The following is a 17521-nucleotide window of genomic DNA, read 5'->3' on the forward strand; positions in this document are numbered from 1 at the left end:
CATGGACACCGCGCCTGCTTCGGAGGGCAGGAGCGCAGCGAGTCGGGCCGCACCGTCTTCGTCGGATCGGGTGCTGACCGTGCCCAACGCGCTCAGTGCGCTGCGCCTCGTATTGGTGCCGGTTTTCCTGTGGCTGCTGTTCGGTGCGCACGCCAACGGGTGGGCCGTCGCGATCCTGATGTTCAGCGGCTTCTCCGACTGGGCTGACGGCAAGATCGCGCGCCTGGTCGACAACCAGTCGTCGCGGCTCGGCGAACTGCTCGACCCACTCGTCGACCGGATCTACATGGTCACCGTTCCGGTCGCCCTGGCGCTGTACGACGTCGTGCCGTGGTGGTTGGTGCTGACCCTGCTGGGCCGCGATGTCCTGCTCGCCGCCACGCTGCCGCTATTGCGACGCCGCGGACTGACCGCGCTGCCGGTGACGTATCTGGGCAAGGCTGCCACCTTCGCGCTGATGTCGGCCTTCCCGTGGGTGCTGCTCGGCCAGTGGGACGCGACGTGGAGTCGGGTCGCGCTGGCCTGCGGATGGGCCTTCCTGCTGTGGGGTGTGGCGCTCTATCTGTGGTCGGCGGTGCTGTATCTGGTTCAGGTGGGCATGGTGGTGCGACAACTCCCCGTAAAACGGGCATGAGCACCCTGGGTGGTTACGAGTCGGGGGCCGGGCTCAACGACCATGAGGCCCACGCGCCCAAGCGGATCCCGCTGCCCTCACTGCTGCGGTCGCTCCTGTCGGAGCATCTCGACCCCGGCTACGCCGCGGCCGCCGCGGCCCGTGAGGCCGGTGACAAGCCGCGCCGAAAAGTCTGGGATTTCGGGTGGTTGGTGGTCGGTGCGGGGGCGATCGCGACGGTGTTCGCGGTGGCTGCCGGCCAGGCCCAGACGGCGGCGCCGGCGGCCCGCGAAGCCCAACACACCCTGGCCGGGAGGGTACGCGCGGCTCAGATCGGTGCCGACGAGGCCAGCTCCCAACGCGATGCACTGGTCGATCAGGTGGACGCCGAGCGGCGTAGCCGGCTCGGTATGGATGAGAACGGCCAGCATTTGCTCGGCAGCCTGGACACCGCCAACGTCGAAGCCGCCGCCATCCCGATGATCGGTCCCGGGCTGACCGTGACGGTCACCGACCCCGGCCTGTCCAAGGACCTGAGTGACGTGTCCAAACAGCGAGTTGCCGGCGGTCAGCAGATCATTCTCGACCGGGACCTCCAGTTGGTGGTGAATTCACTGTGGGCGAGTGGCGCGGAGGCGGTCTCGGTAGGTGGCGTGCGGGTCGGCGCCGGCGTCACGATCAGACAGGCCGGTGGTGGAATTCTGGTCGACAATCAGCCGATCACCAGTCCGTATGCCATTGTGGCCATCGGACCACCGAAGGGGATGGCCGACACCTTCGACCGCACTCCGGGTTTGCAACGGTTGCGGCTGTTGGAGACTTCCTACGGGGTAGGGGTGAATGTGAGTGCCGGTGACGGCCTGACCGTGCCCGCGGTGTCGGTGCGAGATGTCAACTTCGCCAAACAGATTGGATAGGCCTGACGTGCACAGGATGGACCGTTAGATGATCGGGATCGTCGCACTGGTGGTCGGGATCGTGCTGGGGTTGGTGTTCCACCCCAGCGTTCCCGACTTCGTCGAGCCGTACCTGCCGATCGCCGTGGTGGCGGCGTTGGATGCGGTGTTCGGTGGGTTGCGTGCCTACCTGGAGCGCATCTTCGACGCCAAGGTGTTCGTGGTCTCGTTCGTGTTCAACGTGTTGGTGGCGGCGTTGATCGTGTACGTCGGTGACCAGCTGGGGGTCGGTACCCAGCTGTCGACGGCGATCATCGTCGTCCTCGGCATCCGGATATTCGGCAACGCGGCCGCACTGCGGCGGAGGTTGTTCGGTGCCTGACATGACCGGACCGGAGCCTCCGCCCCCGGAAGAGCAGGAAGAGAAGGACGATCCGGCTGAGCCGGATCAGCCCGACACCGAGCCCGATGCCCACACCGAGCCCGAGCATCACGGCCGCCATGAGATGCCGGCCGATGTCTCGCCGCGCCGGTTCCGGAATCTGCGGATCGTGCGCCGTGGCCGTTCGCAGTTGATGTTCGGCGCCCTGGGGGTGTTGTTGTGCATCCTGCTCGGCATGGCGATCGTCACGCAGGTTCGCCAGAACGAGTCGGGGGATTCGCTGGAGACCGCGCGTCCGGCGGATCTGCTGGTGCTCCTGGACTCTCTGCAGCAACGCGAGGGCTCGCTCAATACCGAGGTGGCCGACTTGCAGCGGACGCTGCAGCAGCTGCAGGCCTCGGGCAGCAGCGATCAGGCCGCGATCGAGAATGCCCAGGCCCGGCTGGAGGCCCTGTCCATCCAGATCGGGACGGTGGCCGCCACGGGTCCGGGAGTGACGCTCACCATAGAAGACAATGCGCCCGGGGTACCCGCCGAGACCATGCTCGATGTGATCAACGAGCTGCGCGCGGCGGGCGCCGAGGCCATCGAGATCCGCAGCGGAGACCAGCAGTCCGCGGTGCGGGTCGGCATCGACACCTGGATCATGGGCGCCCCCGGGGCGCTGACCGTGGACGAGGCGACCCTGCGGCCACCGTATTCGGTTCTGGCCATAGGGGACCCGCCGACACTGGCGGCGGCGATGAACATTCCCGGCGGGGCAATGGACAGTGTCAAGCGTGTCGGCGGCACGATGGTGATACAACAAGCCGAGCGCGTCGACGTCACCGCCTTGCGACAACCGAAACCGCGCCAATACGCTCAGCCCGTCAAGTGAGCATCAAATGAGCACAGCAACCAACTCCCCGAATTGTTTAGGAGCGCCGTGAGCGAGATTCCTGCCGACCTGTACTACACCTCGGAGCACGAGTGGGTGTTGCGCACCGGTGACAACACGGTGCGCGTCGGCATCACCGACTATGCGCAGTCCGCCCTCGGCGATGTGGTGTTCGTCCAGCTGCCTGACGTCGGCGCCGAGCTGGCGTCCGGCGACGCGTTCGGCGAGGTCGAGTCCACCAAGTCGGTGTCGGATCTCTACGCTCCCGTCGCGGCGAAAGTCGTTGCGGTCAACGGTGATCTGGACGGCAGCCCTCAGCTGGTCAACTCCGACCCGTACGGCGAAGGTTGGCTGGTCGATCTGCGGCTCGAGGACGGCGCGCTCGAGGGCGCTCTGGCTGGTTTGCTCGACGCGGACGGCTACCGCGCGGCTGTGACCGAGTGAGAGATTGTTAGGGTTTCGAAGGCCGGTCGCCGAGACCGGTTCGGCTGTACCCGGCGCGCAGATATCTTCCCCATCGGATCCGGCGGTGGTGGACACAATGATGCCTGAGGCGCGGTACGGTCGACGTGAGACCGACGATGGGCTGGGGCCGCGCCGGCCAACGCCACAGCAGCCAGTGAGGAGCAGCGGGTGACGGAAAAGGACAGCAATTTGGGGGCCGACCAGTCGGAAGACGTGACGGTGGAAACCACATCGGTTTTTCGCGCGGACTTTTTGAACGAACTGGATGCGCCCGCAACGGCTGGCACCGAAGGCGCCGTTTCCGGCGTCGAGGGCCTGCCCGCGGGTTCGGCATTGCTCGTCGTCAAGCGTGGACCGAACGCCGGATCGCGTTTCCTGCTCGATCAGCCGACCACGTCGGCGGGACGTCACCCGGACAGCGACATCTTTCTCGATGACGTGACGGTGAGCCGTCGACACGCCGAGTTCCGGTTGGAGAGCGGCGAGTTCCAGGTTGTCGATGTCGGCAGCCTCAACGGCACGTACGTCAACCGCGAGCCGGTCGATTCGGCGGTGCTCGCCAACGGCGACGAGGTGCAGATCGGGAAGTTCCGCCTGGTGTTCCTCACCGGCCCTCGATCTGACGACGACAGCGGCCCGACCAGCTAGCCGATGACTGCCCCCGACAGACCTGCGCTGGCCGGGATGTCGATCGGCGCAGTGCTGGACCTGCTGCGGGGCGACTTTCCGGATGTCAGCATCTCCAAGATCCGGTTCCTCGAGGCCGAGGGACTGGTCGCACCGCAGCGCACCGCGTCGGGGTACCGGCGGTTCACGGCGTACGACTGCGCACGGTTGCGGTTCATCCTCACCGCCCAGCGCGACCAGTACCTGCCGTTGAAAGTGATCAAGGCTCAGCTGGACGCCCTGCCGGACGGTGAGTTGCCGCAGGCCGAATCGGCCTACACGGTGCCCCGCCTGGTCGGGGTGTCCGACGGTGGAGACCGCGGAGGCGACGGGGTGAACGGCACCGCCGGGATATCTGGGGTGGCGCCGACGCAGGTCCGGCTGTCGCGTGAAGATCTGCTGGCCCGGTCGGGCATCGACGAGGAGATGCTCGGGGCGTTGGTCCGCAACGGCATCATCACGGCCGGGACCGCCGGATTTTTCGACGAACATTCCGTGGTGATCGCCCAGTGTGCGCGAGCCCTGGGCGACTATGGCGTCGAGCCAAGGCATCTGCGGGCATTTCGGTCCGCCGCAGACCGGCAGTCCGACCTGATTGCCCAGATTGCCGGCCCGGTGGGCAAGGCGGGCAAGGCCGGTGCCCGCGATCGGGCCGACGATCTGGCCCGTGAAGTGGCCGCACTGGCGATCACCCTCCACACGTCACTGATCAAGTCCGCCGTACGCGACGTTCTGGATCGCTGAGGACTAGACTCGTTTTGACGGCCAGCTCGTCTAAGTCGGGACCCCTGAAGCGAACTGGCGAAGGACGAAGATTCGACGAAACGGCACGGCGGTGCGGAGGGCAGGCGCAGATGGCTGAGGTTCGTGTGGTCGGCATTCGGGTTGAGCAGCCGCAGAACCAGCCCGTGTTGCTGTTGCGGGAATCCAACGGTGACCGGTACCTACCGATCTGGATCGGGCAGTCGGAGGCCGCCGCGATCGCCCTGGAACAGCAGGGCGTCGAGCCCACCCGGCCGCTCACTCACGACCTGATCCGAGATGTCATTGCTGCCCTGGGGCATTCGCTCAAAGAGGTGCGGATCGTCGATCTTCAGGAAGGCACGTTCTACGCCGACCTGATCTTCGACCGCGACATCACGGTGTCGGCCCGGCCTTCGGACTCGGTGGCGATCGCTCTGCGTGTCGGCGTGCCGATCTATGTCGAGGAAGCGGTGCTCGCCGAGGCCGGCCTGCTGATTCCCGACGAGAACGATCAAGATGGCGGCACCGGCGGTGTGCCTGAGGACGAGGTCGAGAAGTTCAAGGAGTTCCTGGACAGCGTTTCGCCGGACGACTTCAAGGCGACATGACCGTCGCCCGCGCCTTGCAGGTCACGGATACGTCTCAACTGGGCATATCGGTGTCGACACGCGGCGCGGGAGTCAATCGGGCGGGAAATCGGGCGCCATACTTTCATCGCAGCCAGCAATCAGGGCTCGGCGGGAAGCGTATGCTCGACACATTCGAGCGCGCAGCAAACCGCCGCAGAAGAGATGGCTACGGTGCGGGACATGGCACTACGGTGCGGGCGAGTTCGATCGGCGAGAGGATTCACAGTGGGTGACACGCCACGGCAGGAAGAGCTGGATCTGGCTACCGGGAGCGGCGCGGAGCCGCCTGTCAGGCCGGCTGGCGAACCCGTGCAGGGTGGTCTGTTCCCCGATGATTCGGTGCCTGACGAGCTCGTCGGTTACCGCGGTCCGAGTGCCTGCCAGATCGCCGGCATCACCTACCGGCAGCTCGATTATTGGGCGCGCACCTCCCTGGTGGTCCCATCCATCCGGGGTGCGGCCGGTTCGGGCAGCCAACGTCTCTACTCGTTCAAGGACGTCCTGGTCCTCAAGATCGTCAAGCGGTTGCTGGACACCGGAATCTCGTTGCACAACATCCGGGTTGCCGTCGACCACCTGCGCCAGCGCGGCGTGCAGGATCTGGCCAACATCACCCTGTTCTCCGATGGCACCACGGTCTACGAATGCACCTCGGCCGAAGAGGTCGTGGATCTGCTGCAGGGCGGTCAGGGCGTGTTCGGGATCGCGGTGTCCGGCGCCATGCGTGAGTTGACCGGCACCATCGCCGACTTCCCGGGCGAGCGCGCCGACGGTGGCGAGTCCATCGCGTCACCCGAGGACGAGCTGGCGTCGCGGCGCAAAAGCCGCGATCGCAAAATCGGCTGAGTTCCCGCCGCAAGCAGACACCTAGTACCCCGGGGCCGACGGTTCCGGGGTACCTGTGCGTCCGTTCGCGAATACCGGTGCGCGGCCGGTAGAATTGCCGACGCATCGCCCTCGCGCGGGAGAGTTTCGTGACAGCCAGCCACGGACGCCGAAGGAGCAATACCTCTCCGTCAACCTCTCAGGCACCCAGGACCGCGCCAGGCCCCGATGCCTCTGGAAAGTGGTGCCCCTGTGGGCACCCGCCCATGGGGAAAGGTCCTGTACCGGGGCTGAATCTCTCAGGCGCCCGGACCGGGTCGACGACAGAGGGAGAGGGACGCCTACGACGTCTCAACACGTCTGCGCCTCAGGAGAGTGTCGTGTCCGACCAGCATCAATCGCGTTTCGCCGATCGTCACATCGGTCCCGACGCCTCCGCCGTTGCCACCATGCTCGAAGTGATCGGCGTGGCATCCCTCGACGAGCTCGCCGCGAAGGCGCTGCCGGCAGGCATTCTCGACGCGCTGGCCTCCGACGGGGTCGCCCCGGGCCTGGAGGGTCTGCCGGCGCCTGCCACCGAAGAGCAGTCACTTGCCGAGCTGCGTGCGTTGGCCGATTCCAACACGACCGCGGTCTCGATGATCGGCCAGGGCTACTTCGACACCTTCACGCCCGCCGTGTTGCGGCGCAACATTCTTGAGAACCCCGCCTGGTACACCGCCTACACCCCATATCAGCCCGAGATCAGCCAGGGCAGGCTCGAGGTGTTGCTCAACTTCCAGACCATGGTGTCCGACCTGACCGGACTTGAGGTGGCGAACGCCTCGATGCTGGACGAAGGCACCGCCGCGGCCGAGGCGATGACCCTGATGCACCGCGCGACCAAATCCAAGACGAACCGACTGCTGGTCGACACCGATGTGTACGCGCAGACCGCGGCCGTGCTGGCGACCCGCGCACAGCCGCTCGGCATCGAGATCGTCACCACGGACCTCAGCCAGGGCCTTCCCGAGGGCGAGTTCTTCGGCGTCATCGTGCAGCTGCCCGGTGCGAGTGGCCGCGTCGTGGATTGGACGCGCCTGATCGCCGATTCTCATGAGCGTGGCGCACTGGTTGCGGTGGGTGCCGACCTGCTGGCGCTGACGTTGATCAAGCCGCCGGGCAACGTCGGCGCCGACGTCGCCTTCGGGACCAGCCAACGGTTCGGTGTACCAATGGGATTCGGCGGTCCGCACGCCGGCTATCTGGCAGTGCACGCCAAGCATGCCCGGCAGCTGCCGGGCCGGTTGGTCGGTGTCTCCGTCGACGCGGACGGGTCGCCGGCCTACCGCCTGGCGCTGCAGACCCGCGAGCAGCACATCCGCCGGGACAAGGCGACCAGCAACATCTGTACTGCGCAGGTGCTGTTGGCCGTGATGGCGGCGACGTACGCCAGCTACCACGGCGCCGAGGGGCTGACCGCGATCGCCCGCCGCGTGCACGGCCACGCCGCCGCGATCGCGGGTGCACTCGGTGACGCGGTGGTGCACGACGAGTACTTCGACACCGTGCTGGCCCGGGTCCCCGGACGCGCCGACGCTGTGATCGCGGCCGCCAAGATCAAGGGAATCAACCTGTGGCGTGTCGACGCCGACCACGTGTCGGTGTCCTGCGACGAGGTCACCACCGAAGCCCATGTGGCCGCGGTCCTGGAGGCATTCGGGGTGTCGCCGGCCGAGCCGGTGGCCACCGGCATTGTTACGCGTACCTCGGAGTTCCTGACGCATCCGGCATTCAACTCCTATCGCACCGAGACCGAGATGATGCGCTACCTCCGGATGCTGGCGGACAAGGATATTGCCTTGGACCGCAGCATGATTCCGCTGGGCTCCTGCACGATGAAGCTGAATGCGGCCGCCGAGATGGAGCCGATCACCTGGCCGGAGTTCGGCCGTCAGCACCCGTTCGCGCCGGCATCGGACAATCCGGGCCTGCGCAAGCTGATCGCCGACCTGCAGGACTGGCTGACCGGGATCACCGGCTACGACCAGATCTCATTGCAGCCCAACGCCGGTTCCCAGGGGGAGTACGCCGGCCTGCTGGCGATCAAGGCCTATCACGACTCGCGTGGCGAGACCGAACGCGACCTCTGCCTGATCCCGTCGAGCGCGCACGGCACCAACGCCGCCTCGGCCGCACTGGCCGGCATGCGCGTCGTGGTGGTGGCCTGCCGCGAGAACGGCGACGTCGACCTCGACGACCTGCGCGCGAAGATCGCCGAACACGCGGATCGGGTTGCGGCGCTGATGATCACCTACCCGTCGACGCACGGCGTCTACGAGCACGACGTCGCCGACATCTGTGCGGCGGTCCATGACGTGGGCGGACAGGTCTACGTGGACGGCGCAAACCTCAACGCGCTGGTCGGGTTGGCTCGTCCGGGTCGCTTCGGCGGTGACGTCAGCCATCTGAACCTGCACAAGACGTTCTGCATCCCGCACGGTGGCGGCGGCCCCGGCGTCGGACCGGTTGCGGTCCGCGCTCATCTGGCACCGTTCCTGCCCGGCCATCCGCTGGCCGACGAGCTACCCGACGAGCACACCGTCTCGGCGGCGCCATACGGGTCCGCGTCGATCCTGCCGATCACCTGGGCCTACATCCGGATGATGGGTGCCCCGGGCCTGCGTGCGGCGACGCTGACCGCGATCGCGTCGGCCAACTATGTGGCCCGCCGCCTCGACGAGTACTACCCGGTGCTCTACACGGGGGAGAACGGCATGGTCGCCCACGAGTGCATCCTGGATCTGCGCGGGATCACCAAGGACACCGGCGTGACCGTGGATGATGTGGCAAAGCGGCTCGCGGACTACGGTTTCCATGCACCGACCATGAGCTTCCCGGTTGCCGGCACGTTGATGGTCGAGCCGACCGAGAGCGAGAGCCTGACCGAGGTCGACGCGTTCTGTGACGCGATGATCGCCATCCGGGGCGAGATCGACCGGGTCGGCTCGGGGGAGTGGCCGGTTGACGACAACCCGTTGCGTGGTGCCCCGCACACCGCCGAGTGCCTGCTGGTAGCCGACTGGGATCACCCTTACACCCGCGAACAGGCCGCTTACCCGTTGGGCAAGGGGTTCCGTCCCAAGGTGTGGCCGCCCGTCCGTCGGATCGACGGCGCGTACGGCGACCGGAACCTGGTGTGCTCCTGCCCGCCGGTCGAAGCGTTCGCCTGAGCCGTTTCTCGCGTCGGTTTCTACCCCGGGGCTGTGCACGATCGCTCCGAACGACCCTGGGGTAGAAAGCGGCGCGCGCCGTGGAACACGCGGCGAATCACCCGCGCCGGATCAACCCAGCATCGAGTTGACAGCGCCGGCCAGTTCGGGTGAGGCCGAGCTGGAGAGATGTTGGTAAGTGCCGCTGCTGGCCTGCGCGACGGCCTCCCACGTGGCCCGGTCCGAGCCACTGCCGAAGTCGATCACGTTGACTGCGACTGGACGCGCGGGGTCGAATGCGCCGCGGATGAAATCCTGCAGCCCGGCCCCGTCCAGACTCTGATCGGTGTGGGGTCCCGTGGTGATCAGCAGGATCGAATTGCTCTGGCCCTCACGATATTTCGACAGCGTTTCGTTGTAGAGCATTCGTAGCGTGGTGAACGACACCGCGCCGCCGCCCGAGGCGGACTGCTCGTCGAGCGTCGAGGTCAGCGCATCGGAGCGCCGCTGCCCGTTGACCGGCTCGGCCAACGGCCCGGTCGAGACCTCCGAGCGGCCCTCGGTGCCGTCAAAGGTCCACAGGCCGACTGCTGCGGTATCGGGCAATGCCTTGAGCCGGCTGTCGAGCGCTGCCACGACGTTGGCCAGCCGTGACTTGCCGCCCTCCTCGGTCGGCATCGACTGGTCGAGCATGATCGTGACCGCAGGGTTTCCCGACGGTGTGGCCGTGGCGTTGGCCAGCGTCACCCGCATGGCGTTGTCACCGACCGACAACGGTGCGGCGAGCTGGCTGAAAGTCGTGACATCGCTGGACGGCGGCGACGTTCCCTCGGCACGGAATCCCACCTTGGCGAGCTCGGCGAGTTGCTCGGGCTTGCGCAGATAGCGGGCGAACTCGCTGGCCGCGGTGATCTGTTCCTTCTCCAGCCAGTCCCCGGCCAGCAGCACCGTCGGATAGTCGGCGGTGGCGGTGGGACCCGGCGGCAGCCAGCCGGCCAGCGAGGATTTGACGTTGTCGACCGACGTGGCCCGCAGGAACAGTTGCTGCTCGGTGGTGGCCACGGCGTGTACCGGCGCGGTCGCCGCGTCGGAGGCGTTGAGCAACGCGTCCAGGGCGCCTCCCAGCTCGGAGTCGTCGAGTTTGGGCTGGCCGTGGAAGAGCGTGTTCACGCCGCTCATGCCGGAGGTCGCCGGCGCGCCCGACGGAGCCGTTGCCGCGGCGACGGCCTCGGCGACGAGCGGGGCGGCATCGCCGTTGCTGTGGGTCGGCAGTGCCAGTTTCAGCGTGCCCCACCCGGGCAGCTTGAGCGCATTCATCGCGGCCGGGCTGCTCTGAAGTTGCGGCAGCGTAGCCCAGGTCTGTTGTGCCAGTGCGTCCTTGAGCTGCGGGCGGACCGCCAGCAGGACCGGTGAGGTGACCAGCGATCGGCTGTCGCTGACAGTCTTGGCTCCCGCAGTCGCCTCCAGTCGCGCCTCGGCGATGCCGCTCGCCGGAATCCACAGCGCCGGACGGTCGCCGAGTTCGCTGGGCCATGTGTTGGCGAAACCGCCGACCACACGGTCGGATTCGGCGGACTGCACGCGCACCTTGACGCAGCGATCACCGACCGGACTGACCGACTCGTTGTACGCGTTGGCCAGTCCTTCGATGTGTGTCGAGATCGTCGGGTCGGCGATGACGGCGACGCCGAGTTCGCCGTCGACGCAGCGTGCGGCCGCAGCATCGCTGCGGCCGGCGAGGACATCGCCGAAGAACTTCCACAGGATCACCGCGCCGACCACGCCCACCACCGTGACCAGTGCGACGATCACACTGACGCTGACACCGCGTCGGCCGGATTCCACTGCGCGATGGCTGCCCGTCCACTCACCGCCGTCCCAGTCCCCGCCGTGCTGGCGGCCGGACGGGCCGGACGGCGGCGGCGGTTCGCCCACCGCGCCGAACTGGGCGGTCGGCTGATCGTCGGCGAACCCCGCGTCGTAGTCGTCGGAGTAGTTGTCGCGGTATCCGTCGACGTAATCGTCGTCGTACGCGTCTTCCTCGACGTAATCCGTTTCGTCATAGTCGGCGTACTCGGAATCGTGATAGTCCGATTCGTAGTCGTCGTCCCCGTCGGCGTACTGGGGTGCGCGGTAGTCGGGCTCGGCCCGGTACCCGGGTGCATCCCGGTAGCCACGATCGGGCTGACGCCCGGGCAGGTCGAATTCGTCTCCGGCGTACGGTGACTGCTCGTCACGGGGACGTTCGTAATCGTCCCGGTAACCGGAGTCCCCGACGTGCCCGTGCTCGGGCTCGTCGGGCGCATCCTCAGGGTCGGGAATGCTGTGCCTGCCCATTCCTAACCCCTGTACGTCTCGCGCCGACTAGTCATCCGGACCCGCCGAAGTCTAATCACTTCCCGGCGATGCTCGCTTTGAACTCGCGGCGGCGCCGGTGCAGGATCGGCTCGGTGTAGCCGTTGGGCTGCTGGGCTCCGGACAGGATCAGCTCCTGGGCTGCGCCGAACGCGATGCTGGCATCCGGGTTGGGCGCCATCGGCAGGTAGTCGGGGTCCCCGGCGTTCTGCTCGTCGACGACGGCGGCCATCCGGCGCAGGCTGGCCTTGACGTCCTCTTCGGTGATGACGCCGTGACGCAGCCAGTTGGCCAGCAGCTGGCTGGAGATCCGCAGGGTGGCGCGGTCTTCCATCAGCGCGATGTTGTGGATGTCGGGCACCTTCGAGCAGCCGACGCCGGCGTCGATCCAGCGGACCACGTAGCCCAGGATCGACTGGCAGTTGTTGTCCACCTCTTCGTGGATCTCCTCCGGTGACCAGGTCAACGAGGAGTCCGCGAGCGGGATCGTCAGCAGTTCCTCGATCGTGGCGCGCTTCTTGCCGGTCAGCTCCTTCTGCACCGCCTCGACGTCCACCTGGTGGTAGTGCATCGCGTGCAGGGTGGCCGCGGTCGGTGAGGGCACCCACGCGGTGGTGGCGCCGGCCTTCGGCTGGCCGATCTTCTGCTCGACCATGTCGGCCATCAGATCGGTCATGGCCCACATGCCCTTGCCGATCTGCGCCTTACCGGCCAGACCGGTCGCCAGACCGACGTCGACGTTGTTGTCCTCGTAGGCCTTGATCCACGGCTGGGCCTTCATGGCGCCCTTGCGGATCATCGGGCCGGCCTCCATCGAGGTGTGGATCTCGTCGCCGGTGCGGTCCAGGAAGCCGGTGTTGATGAACACCACGCGGTCGGCGGCGGCCGAGATGGCGGCCTTCAGGTTGACCGTGGTGCGACGTTCCTCGTCCATGATGCCGACCTTGAGGGTGCCACCCGGCAGGCCGAGCACGTCTTCGACGCGGCCGAACAACTCGCAGGTGAAGGCGACCTCTTCGGGTCCGTGCATCTTGGGCTTGACGATGTAGACAGAGCCGGTGCGGCTGTTCTTCAGCGGACCGTTGGCTCCGTCGTTGTCGGCGGCATCCTTCAATCCGTGCATGGCGATCAGGCCGGTGAACAGCGCGTCCTGAATGCCCTCGGGAACTTCGGCGCCGTCCACCCCATCATTGTCGAAGACGATGGCGTCGTTGGTCATCAGGTGTCCGACGTTGCGGACGAACAGCAGGCTGCGGCCGGGCAGGGTCAGCTCGCCCTCGCCGTCCGGGGTGGTGAAGGTGCGGTCGGGGTTGAGGACACGGGTGAAGGACTTGCCGCCCTTGCTGACCTCTTCGGCCAGGTCGCCGCGGTTCAGGCCCAGCCAGTTGCGGTAGCCGAGCACCTTGTCGTCGGCGTCGACGGCGGCCACGGAGTCCTCGAAGTCCATGATCGTGGTGATCGCGGATTCCAGCACGACATCCTTGATGCCTGCGGCGTCGGTCGAACCGATGGGGGAGTCGGGGTCGATCAGGATCTCGATGTGCAGGCCGTGGTTGGCCAGCAGCACCGACCACTGGGGCTCGCCCAGCTCACCGGTGTAGCCGACGAACTGCTCGGGGGTGGCCAGACCGGTACTGAGGTCATCGCCGTACTCGACCAGCAACTGGCCGGCCCCGTCTTCTTGGACGATCTTGAGTCCCGTGGCGTCGCTCCAGGAGCCTGCGGCCAGCGGCGCGGCCTCGTCCAGGAAGTTGCGCGCGTAGGCGATCACCTTGTCACCGCGGATCCGGTTGTAGCCGGATCCCTTCTCGGCGCCGTCTTCCTCGCTGATGACGTCCGTGCCGTACAGCGCGTCATAGAGCGAGCCCCACCGGGCGTTGGCGGCATTGAGCGCGAAGCGGGCGTTGAGGATCGGCACCACGAGCTGCGGGCCGGCGGTCGAGGTGATCTCGTCGTCGACGCCGGAAGTGGTGACGGTGAAGTCGGCGGGCTCGGGCAGCAGGTAGCCGATATCGGTGAGGAACTGCTTGTAGGCCTCGGGGTCGACCGGCTCGAGCACATGCGCGCGGTGCCACTTGTCGATCTGCGCCTGCAGATCGTCGCGACGGGCCAGCAGGTCCTGGTTCTTCGGGGTGAGGTCAGCGACGACCTTGTCCACGCCGGACCAGAAGCTGTCCGGGTCGACGCCGGTGCCCGGCAGTGCCTCGTTCGTGATGAAGTCGTGCAGCACCTGCGCGACGCGCAGGTTTCCGACAGTCACGCGATTGGTCATGCGCGTTTCCTCCCTCGGCTCCAGGCACCGTGCGATGCCTGCCGTTTATCCAGCTTACCCATTGGTAACGTCGGCCTTTCAGCCGTCCAGCTTGGTGAGCAACAGCTCACACCGGTTTGCCAGAGTGACCCGCAGTGGAGCCGCCCGCTCGGCGATGCGCTGTTGGGCCCTGACGTATTCGGCACGCCCGGCCGGTGTTTCGATGGCGATCGGCTCGAAACCATAGCGCCTCAAGTCGTATGGGCTGGCACACATGTCGAGTGCCCGCGCGTCGGCGGCCAGATCGAGTGCGTCCATCACCAACTCCGACGGCACCAGCGGGCCCAGTTTGTACGCCCACTTGTAGGTGTCCATGGCGGCGTGGATGCAGCCGGGCTGCTCGGCGTCGAGCTGCTGCTCCCGGCTCAGTTGCCGGTCGTTGCGGCCCACCGCGGCGTCGGTGAAAAAGCGAAACGCATCGAAGTGGGTGCACCGCAACGGCATTGACTCGACAACGGCATCGGTGCCGGCGCCGCCCAGCCGCAGCGGAACCTGGTCGTGGCGCAGCTGAGGGGCCCGATAGACCATGGCCCACTCGTGCAGTCCGAAGCAGTTCATCCGGGGTGCCCGCGTCGCGGTCGCACGCATCAACCGGGCCACGAATCGGACGGTCTCGATACGGGAGCGCAGGTAGTCGTCCCGCACCGTCACGCCGTGCGCGTGCGGGCCGTAACCGGTGCGGCGCAGATACGCGCCGGACCCGTCGCCGGCGAGCACCACCCCGAAGCCTGGATGCCATTGACGTAGCTGGCGGGGGCGAAGGCTGTAGTAGGTGAACAGGAAATCCCATACCGGGTGCGGCTCACCGGCGTGTCGCCGGCGCACGTGCGGTGTGAGGAAGTCGTCGGTCCGGCGCCGGTGTGATTCTGCCCGTGCAGCCCACTCCGGGGCGGCCAGAACCTGCTCGGCGTCGGCGATCCCCGGAAGGGTCAGCCGGGCCGCGTCAGATCCAGCGTGTCCTTCCATGTCTCCTCCACCAGGTGGCCCGTCGCCGGTGTGCGGCTCGAGCCTACCGATCAAACCGGGCGACAGTCCGACAGGTCAGATGCGGTGCGTGCCGTCGCGCACCGTTCCGACCAGGTCTTCGACCAGGTCCTCCAGGGCGACCATCGCGGTGACGGTCCCGGACACCTCTCGGTCATGCTCGTCCACACCGTCAGCGCGCTCAGGTTCCTCGCCGTGCTCATCCTCTTCCTCGACCACCAGCGCGAGGTGACTGTTGCTGCGTCGCATCCGGGACAGTGCGTCGGGCAGCGGCAACGAGGCGGGGACCCGGGGCAGCGGCCGCACCATCGACACGTCCAGCACCGCGTCGGGGTCGCTGATCTTCGGCAGCACATCCTTGATGTGCAGGTATCCGATGACTGTCCCCGACGTATCGGTCACCGGGAAGCGGGAGTAGCCGGTCTCGGTGAGGGCCTGCTCGACCGCCCCCACGGTCGGCCCGCTGCCTTCGGCGGCAACGGGTATCGCATGAATTTCGTTCAACGGCATCGCAACGTCGTTGACCGTGCGGCTGCGGGTTTGCAGGGCCCGTGTCAAGCGGCCGTGCTCCTCGGTGTCGAGCAGGCCTTCGGACACCGATTCGGCGATCATCTCCGACAACTCGACCGTCGACACGGCTGAGGCCAGTTCGTCAACCGGTTCGACCCGGAACGCGCGCAGGGTGGTGTTGGCGCACCAGTTGTAGAAGGCGATGAACGGCTTGGCGGCACGGATGTACACCAGATACGGCGGGACCAACAGCATCGCGGCAGTCTCGGGGCCCGCGATGGCGATGTTCTTCGGCACCATCTCGCCGAGCAGCACGTGCAGGGTGACCACGATGGCCAGGGCGATGAAGAACGAGACCGTGTGCAGGACGGCGTCGGACACGCCGATCAGCGCGAATGGTTTCTCCAGCAGATGGGCGACGGCGGGTTCGCCCACCCGGCCCAGCAGGATCGAGCAGATCGTGATGCCCAGCTGGGAGCCGGCCAGCATCAGCGACAGGTGTTCGCCGGCCCGGATGACCGTCACAGCGCTGCGCTTGCCCTGCTCGGCGAGCGCCTGTAGCCGGTCCCGGCGGGCCGAGATCAACGCGAACTCCGCCGCCACGAAGAACGCGTTGGCGGCCAGCAGCAGCACCGTCAGCAGCACACCGAGGATGTCACCCATGGCCGTCCTCCCGGTTGCCGAGGTTGGTCAACTCGAGCAGATCGATCCGGCGCCCGTCCATCCGCACCACCGTGGCCAGCCATCTGGTCGGTTTGTCCGGATCACCGTCCGGGTCGAACGCGGTGAGCTCCACGGATTCACCGGTCTCCGGTATGTGGCCGAGCTCCTGCAGGACCAGTCCGCCGATCGTCTCGTATTCGCCCTCGGGGGCACGGAACCCGGTGCCGGTCGCCACCTCGTCGATACGCAGGAGCCCGGATACCTGCCAGCCGGCCCCGGCCGGCACCACGTCGGGGGTCGCATCGTCATGCTCGTCACGCACGTCGCCGACGATCTCCTCGATCAGGTCCTCGACCGTCACGATGCCCGCGGTGCCGCCGTACTCGTCGACCACGAGTGCGGTCTGCAACCCGTTGGCCCGGATCTGGGTCATCACGGCATCGCCGTCGAGAGTGGACGGCACGGTGGCCACCGGCAGCGCCAGCGCGGCCAGCCGGGTCCGGTCCCGGTCCTCGCGCGGTACCGAGAACACCTGCTTGACGTGGACGACGCCGATCGTCTCGTCGAGGTCGCCCTCGACGATGGGGAACCGCGAGTACCCGGTGCGGATCGCAGCGGACATCAGGTCGGTCACCGAATCGCCGGCGTCGAGCACCTCGATCTTGGAGCGCGGAGTCATCAGTTCCTCGGCGGTGCGCTCACCGAACTGCAGCGAGCGGTGCACCAGCAGCGCGGTGGTGGGATCGAGTGACCCGCTGCGGGCCGAATTCCGGACCAGCGATGCCAGCTCCTGGGCCGAGCGTGCCGAGCGCAGTTCCTCGGCGGGCTCGACGCCGAGGCGGCGGACGATCCAGTTGGCCGAGCCGTTGGTCAGCCGGATGACCGGGGTGAACAGCATCGAGAACAGCAGCTGGAACGGGGCAGCCGCACGCGCTGTCGGGACCGGGCGGGCCACCGCCAGGTTCTTGGGCACGAGCTCGCCGAACACCATCGACAGCGATGTCGCGATGAGGATCGCGAGGAACAGGGACAGACCGCCGGCGAATCTGGCCGGTATGCCGATGGCATCCAGGCCGGGGCGGATCAGTTCTCCGACCACGGGTTCGGCGAGGTAACCGGTGGCCAGAGTGGTGATCGAGATGCCCACCTGGGCGCCCGAGAGCTGGAACGACAGGGTGCGGTGGGCGCGGCGGACCAGTTGGTCGCGGCGGTCGCCGGTGCGGGCATTGGCCTCGACCGTGCTGCGCTCCAGTGCGGTCAGCGAGAACTCGGCGGCCACGAACACCGCGGTGCCGAAGGTGAGTAGGACGATCGCCAGGACCGACAGCAACGACAAAACCAGGTCGGTTGAGCTGCCCATCACATCCTCACCAGTGCTACGCCGGGCCCGGGGCCCGGCCGACTAGGAGA

The 17521-nt window shown here is 67.2% G+C and carries 15 protein-coding genes and 1 riboswitch; of the genes, 10 read left to right on the forward strand and 5 right to left on the reverse strand.

Annotation, left to right across the window (positions count from 1 at the left end):
• Position 1 precedes the first annotated feature (1 nt).
• The 10 genes from ACZY08_RS27570 to gcvP all read left to right on the forward strand — a co-directional run bounded on the left by ACZY08_RS27570 (position 2) and on the right by gcvP (position 9309).
• Positions 2–634, forward strand: a complete 633-nt coding sequence (locus ACZY08_RS27570) for a CDP-alcohol phosphatidyltransferase family protein (RefSeq protein WP_463747787.1) — start codon at positions 2–4, stop codon at positions 632–634.
• On the forward strand, positions 631–1530 hold the full coding sequence (locus ACZY08_RS27575; RefSeq protein WP_463747788.1) for a DUF881 domain-containing protein: 900 nt from the start codon (positions 631–633) through the stop codon (positions 1528–1530). Before ACZY08_RS27570 ends, ACZY08_RS27575 begins: the two co-directional genes overlap by 4 nt.
• A gap of 28 nt (positions 1531–1558) precedes the next feature.
• Positions 1559–1891, forward strand: coding sequence for a small basic family protein (locus ACZY08_RS27580; RefSeq protein ID WP_036449743.1), 333 nt, complete (start codon positions 1559–1561; stop codon positions 1889–1891).
• Between the two features lie 124 nt (positions 1892–2015).
• Positions 2016–2768 carry a DUF881 domain-containing protein gene (locus tag ACZY08_RS27585; protein ID WP_463747907.1) on the forward strand — a complete coding sequence of 251 codons (753 nt, stop codon included), beginning with the start codon at positions 2016–2018 and terminating at the stop codon, positions 2766–2768.
• A 48-nt stretch (positions 2769–2816) separates the two neighbouring features.
• On the forward strand, positions 2817–3212 hold the full coding sequence (gene gcvH / locus ACZY08_RS27590) for a glycine cleavage system protein GcvH (RefSeq protein WP_463747789.1): 396 nt from the start codon (positions 2817–2819) through the stop codon (positions 3210–3212).
• A gap of 189 nt (positions 3213–3401) precedes the next feature.
• Positions 3402–3881 carry a glycogen accumulation regulator GarA gene (garA, locus tag ACZY08_RS27595; RefSeq protein WP_166905047.1) on the forward strand — a complete coding sequence of 160 codons (480 nt, stop codon included), beginning with the start codon at positions 3402–3404 and terminating at the stop codon, positions 3879–3881.
• A 3-nt stretch (positions 3882–3884) separates the two neighbouring features.
• Positions 3885–4643 (forward strand): transcriptional regulator FtsR, encoded by a 759-nt coding sequence (ftsR, locus tag ACZY08_RS27600; RefSeq protein WP_463747790.1) that lies wholly within the window; start codon positions 3885–3887, stop codon positions 4641–4643.
• A 110-nt stretch (positions 4644–4753) separates the two neighbouring features.
• Positions 4754–5251 carry a bifunctional nuclease family protein gene (locus ACZY08_RS27605; protein ID WP_463747791.1) on the forward strand — a complete coding sequence of 166 codons (498 nt, stop codon included), beginning with the start codon at positions 4754–4756 and terminating at the stop codon, positions 5249–5251.
• Between the two features lie 246 nt (positions 5252–5497).
• Positions 5498–6118, forward strand: a complete 621-nt coding sequence (locus tag ACZY08_RS27610; RefSeq protein WP_166905050.1) for a MerR family transcriptional regulator — start codon at positions 5498–5500, stop codon at positions 6116–6118.
• A gap of 106 nt (positions 6119–6224) precedes the next feature.
• Positions 6225–6323: riboswitch (glycine riboswitch) on the forward strand.
• A 154-nt stretch (positions 6324–6477) separates the two neighbouring features.
• Complete coding sequence (gene gcvP / locus ACZY08_RS27615) at positions 6478–9309, forward strand: aminomethyl-transferring glycine dehydrogenase (RefSeq protein ID WP_463747792.1); 2832 nt, start codon at positions 6478–6480, stop codon at positions 9307–9309.
• 111 nt (positions 9310–9420) lie between these two features.
• Here gcvP and ACZY08_RS27620 read toward each other — a convergent pair whose 3' ends face one another.
• From ACZY08_RS27620 to ACZY08_RS27640, 5 genes are all read right to left on the reverse strand, one after another.
• Complete coding sequence (locus ACZY08_RS27620) at positions 9421–11625, reverse strand: substrate-binding domain-containing protein (protein WP_463747793.1); 2205 nt, start codon at positions 11623–11625, stop codon at positions 9421–9423.
• 55 nt (positions 11626–11680) lie between these two features.
• Positions 11681–13915, reverse strand: a complete 2235-nt coding sequence (locus ACZY08_RS27625; RefSeq protein ID WP_463747794.1) for a malate synthase G — start codon at positions 13913–13915, stop codon at positions 11681–11683.
• A gap of 78 nt (positions 13916–13993) precedes the next feature.
• Positions 13994–14920 (reverse strand): 3-methyladenine DNA glycosylase, encoded by a 927-nt coding sequence (locus tag ACZY08_RS27630; protein ID WP_463747795.1) that lies wholly within the window; start codon positions 14918–14920, stop codon positions 13994–13996.
• A gap of 75 nt (positions 14921–14995) precedes the next feature.
• Complete coding sequence (locus ACZY08_RS27635; RefSeq protein ID WP_463747796.1) at positions 14996–16111, reverse strand: hemolysin family protein; 1116 nt, start codon at positions 16109–16111, stop codon at positions 14996–14998.
• Positions 16104–17471: a hemolysin family protein gene (locus tag ACZY08_RS27640; protein WP_463747797.1), complete on the reverse strand. Its 1368-nt coding sequence runs from the start codon at positions 17469–17471 to the stop codon at positions 16104–16106. The genes ACZY08_RS27635 and ACZY08_RS27640 overlap by 8 nt, the downstream gene beginning before the upstream one ends.
• Positions 17472–17521 lie beyond the last annotated feature (50 nt).

It is taken from the genome of Mycobacterium sp. IDUB_9, from assembly GCF_055419505.1.

What these genes read in the sequence shown, in the direction of transcription:
- ACZY08_RS27570 (WP_463747787.1), top strand. Translation starts at nt 2, where the DNA reads ATGGACACCGCGCCTGCTTCGGAGGGCAGGAGCGCAGCGAGTCGGGCC.
- ACZY08_RS27575 (WP_463747788.1), top strand. Translation starts at nt 631, where the DNA reads ATGAGCACCCTGGGTGGTTACGAGTCGGGGGCCGGGCTCAACGACCAT.
- ACZY08_RS27580 (WP_036449743.1), top strand. Translation starts at nt 1,559, where the DNA reads ATGATCGGGATCGTCGCACTGGTGGTCGGGATCGTGCTGGGGTTGGTG.
- ACZY08_RS27585 (WP_463747907.1), top strand. Translation starts at nt 2,016, where the DNA reads ATGCCGGCCGATGTCTCGCCGCGCCGGTTCCGGAATCTGCGGATCGTG.
- ftsR (WP_463747790.1), top strand. Translation starts at nt 3,885, where the DNA reads ATGACTGCCCCCGACAGACCTGCGCTGGCCGGGATGTCGATCGGCGCA.
- ACZY08_RS27605 (WP_463747791.1), top strand. Translation starts at nt 4,754, where the DNA reads ATGGCTGAGGTTCGTGTGGTCGGCATTCGGGTTGAGCAGCCGCAGAAC.
- ACZY08_RS27620 (WP_463747793.1), bottom strand. Translation starts at nt 11,625, where the DNA reads ATGGGCAGGCACAGCATTCCCGACCCTGAGGATGCGCCCGACGAGCCC.
- ACZY08_RS27625 (WP_463747794.1), bottom strand. Translation starts at nt 13,915, where the DNA reads ATGACCAATCGCGTGACTGTCGGAAACCTGCGCGTCGCGCAGGTGCTG.
- ACZY08_RS27630 (WP_463747795.1), bottom strand. Translation starts at nt 14,920, where the DNA reads ATGGAAGGACACGCTGGATCTGACGCGGCCCGGCTGACCCTTCCGGGG.
- ACZY08_RS27635 (WP_463747796.1), bottom strand. Translation starts at nt 16,111, where the DNA reads ATGGGTGACATCCTCGGTGTGCTGCTGACGGTGCTGCTGCTGGCCGCC.
- ACZY08_RS27640 (WP_463747797.1), bottom strand. Translation starts at nt 17,471, where the DNA reads ATGGGCAGCTCAACCGACCTGGTTTTGTCGTTGCTGTCGGTCCTGGCG.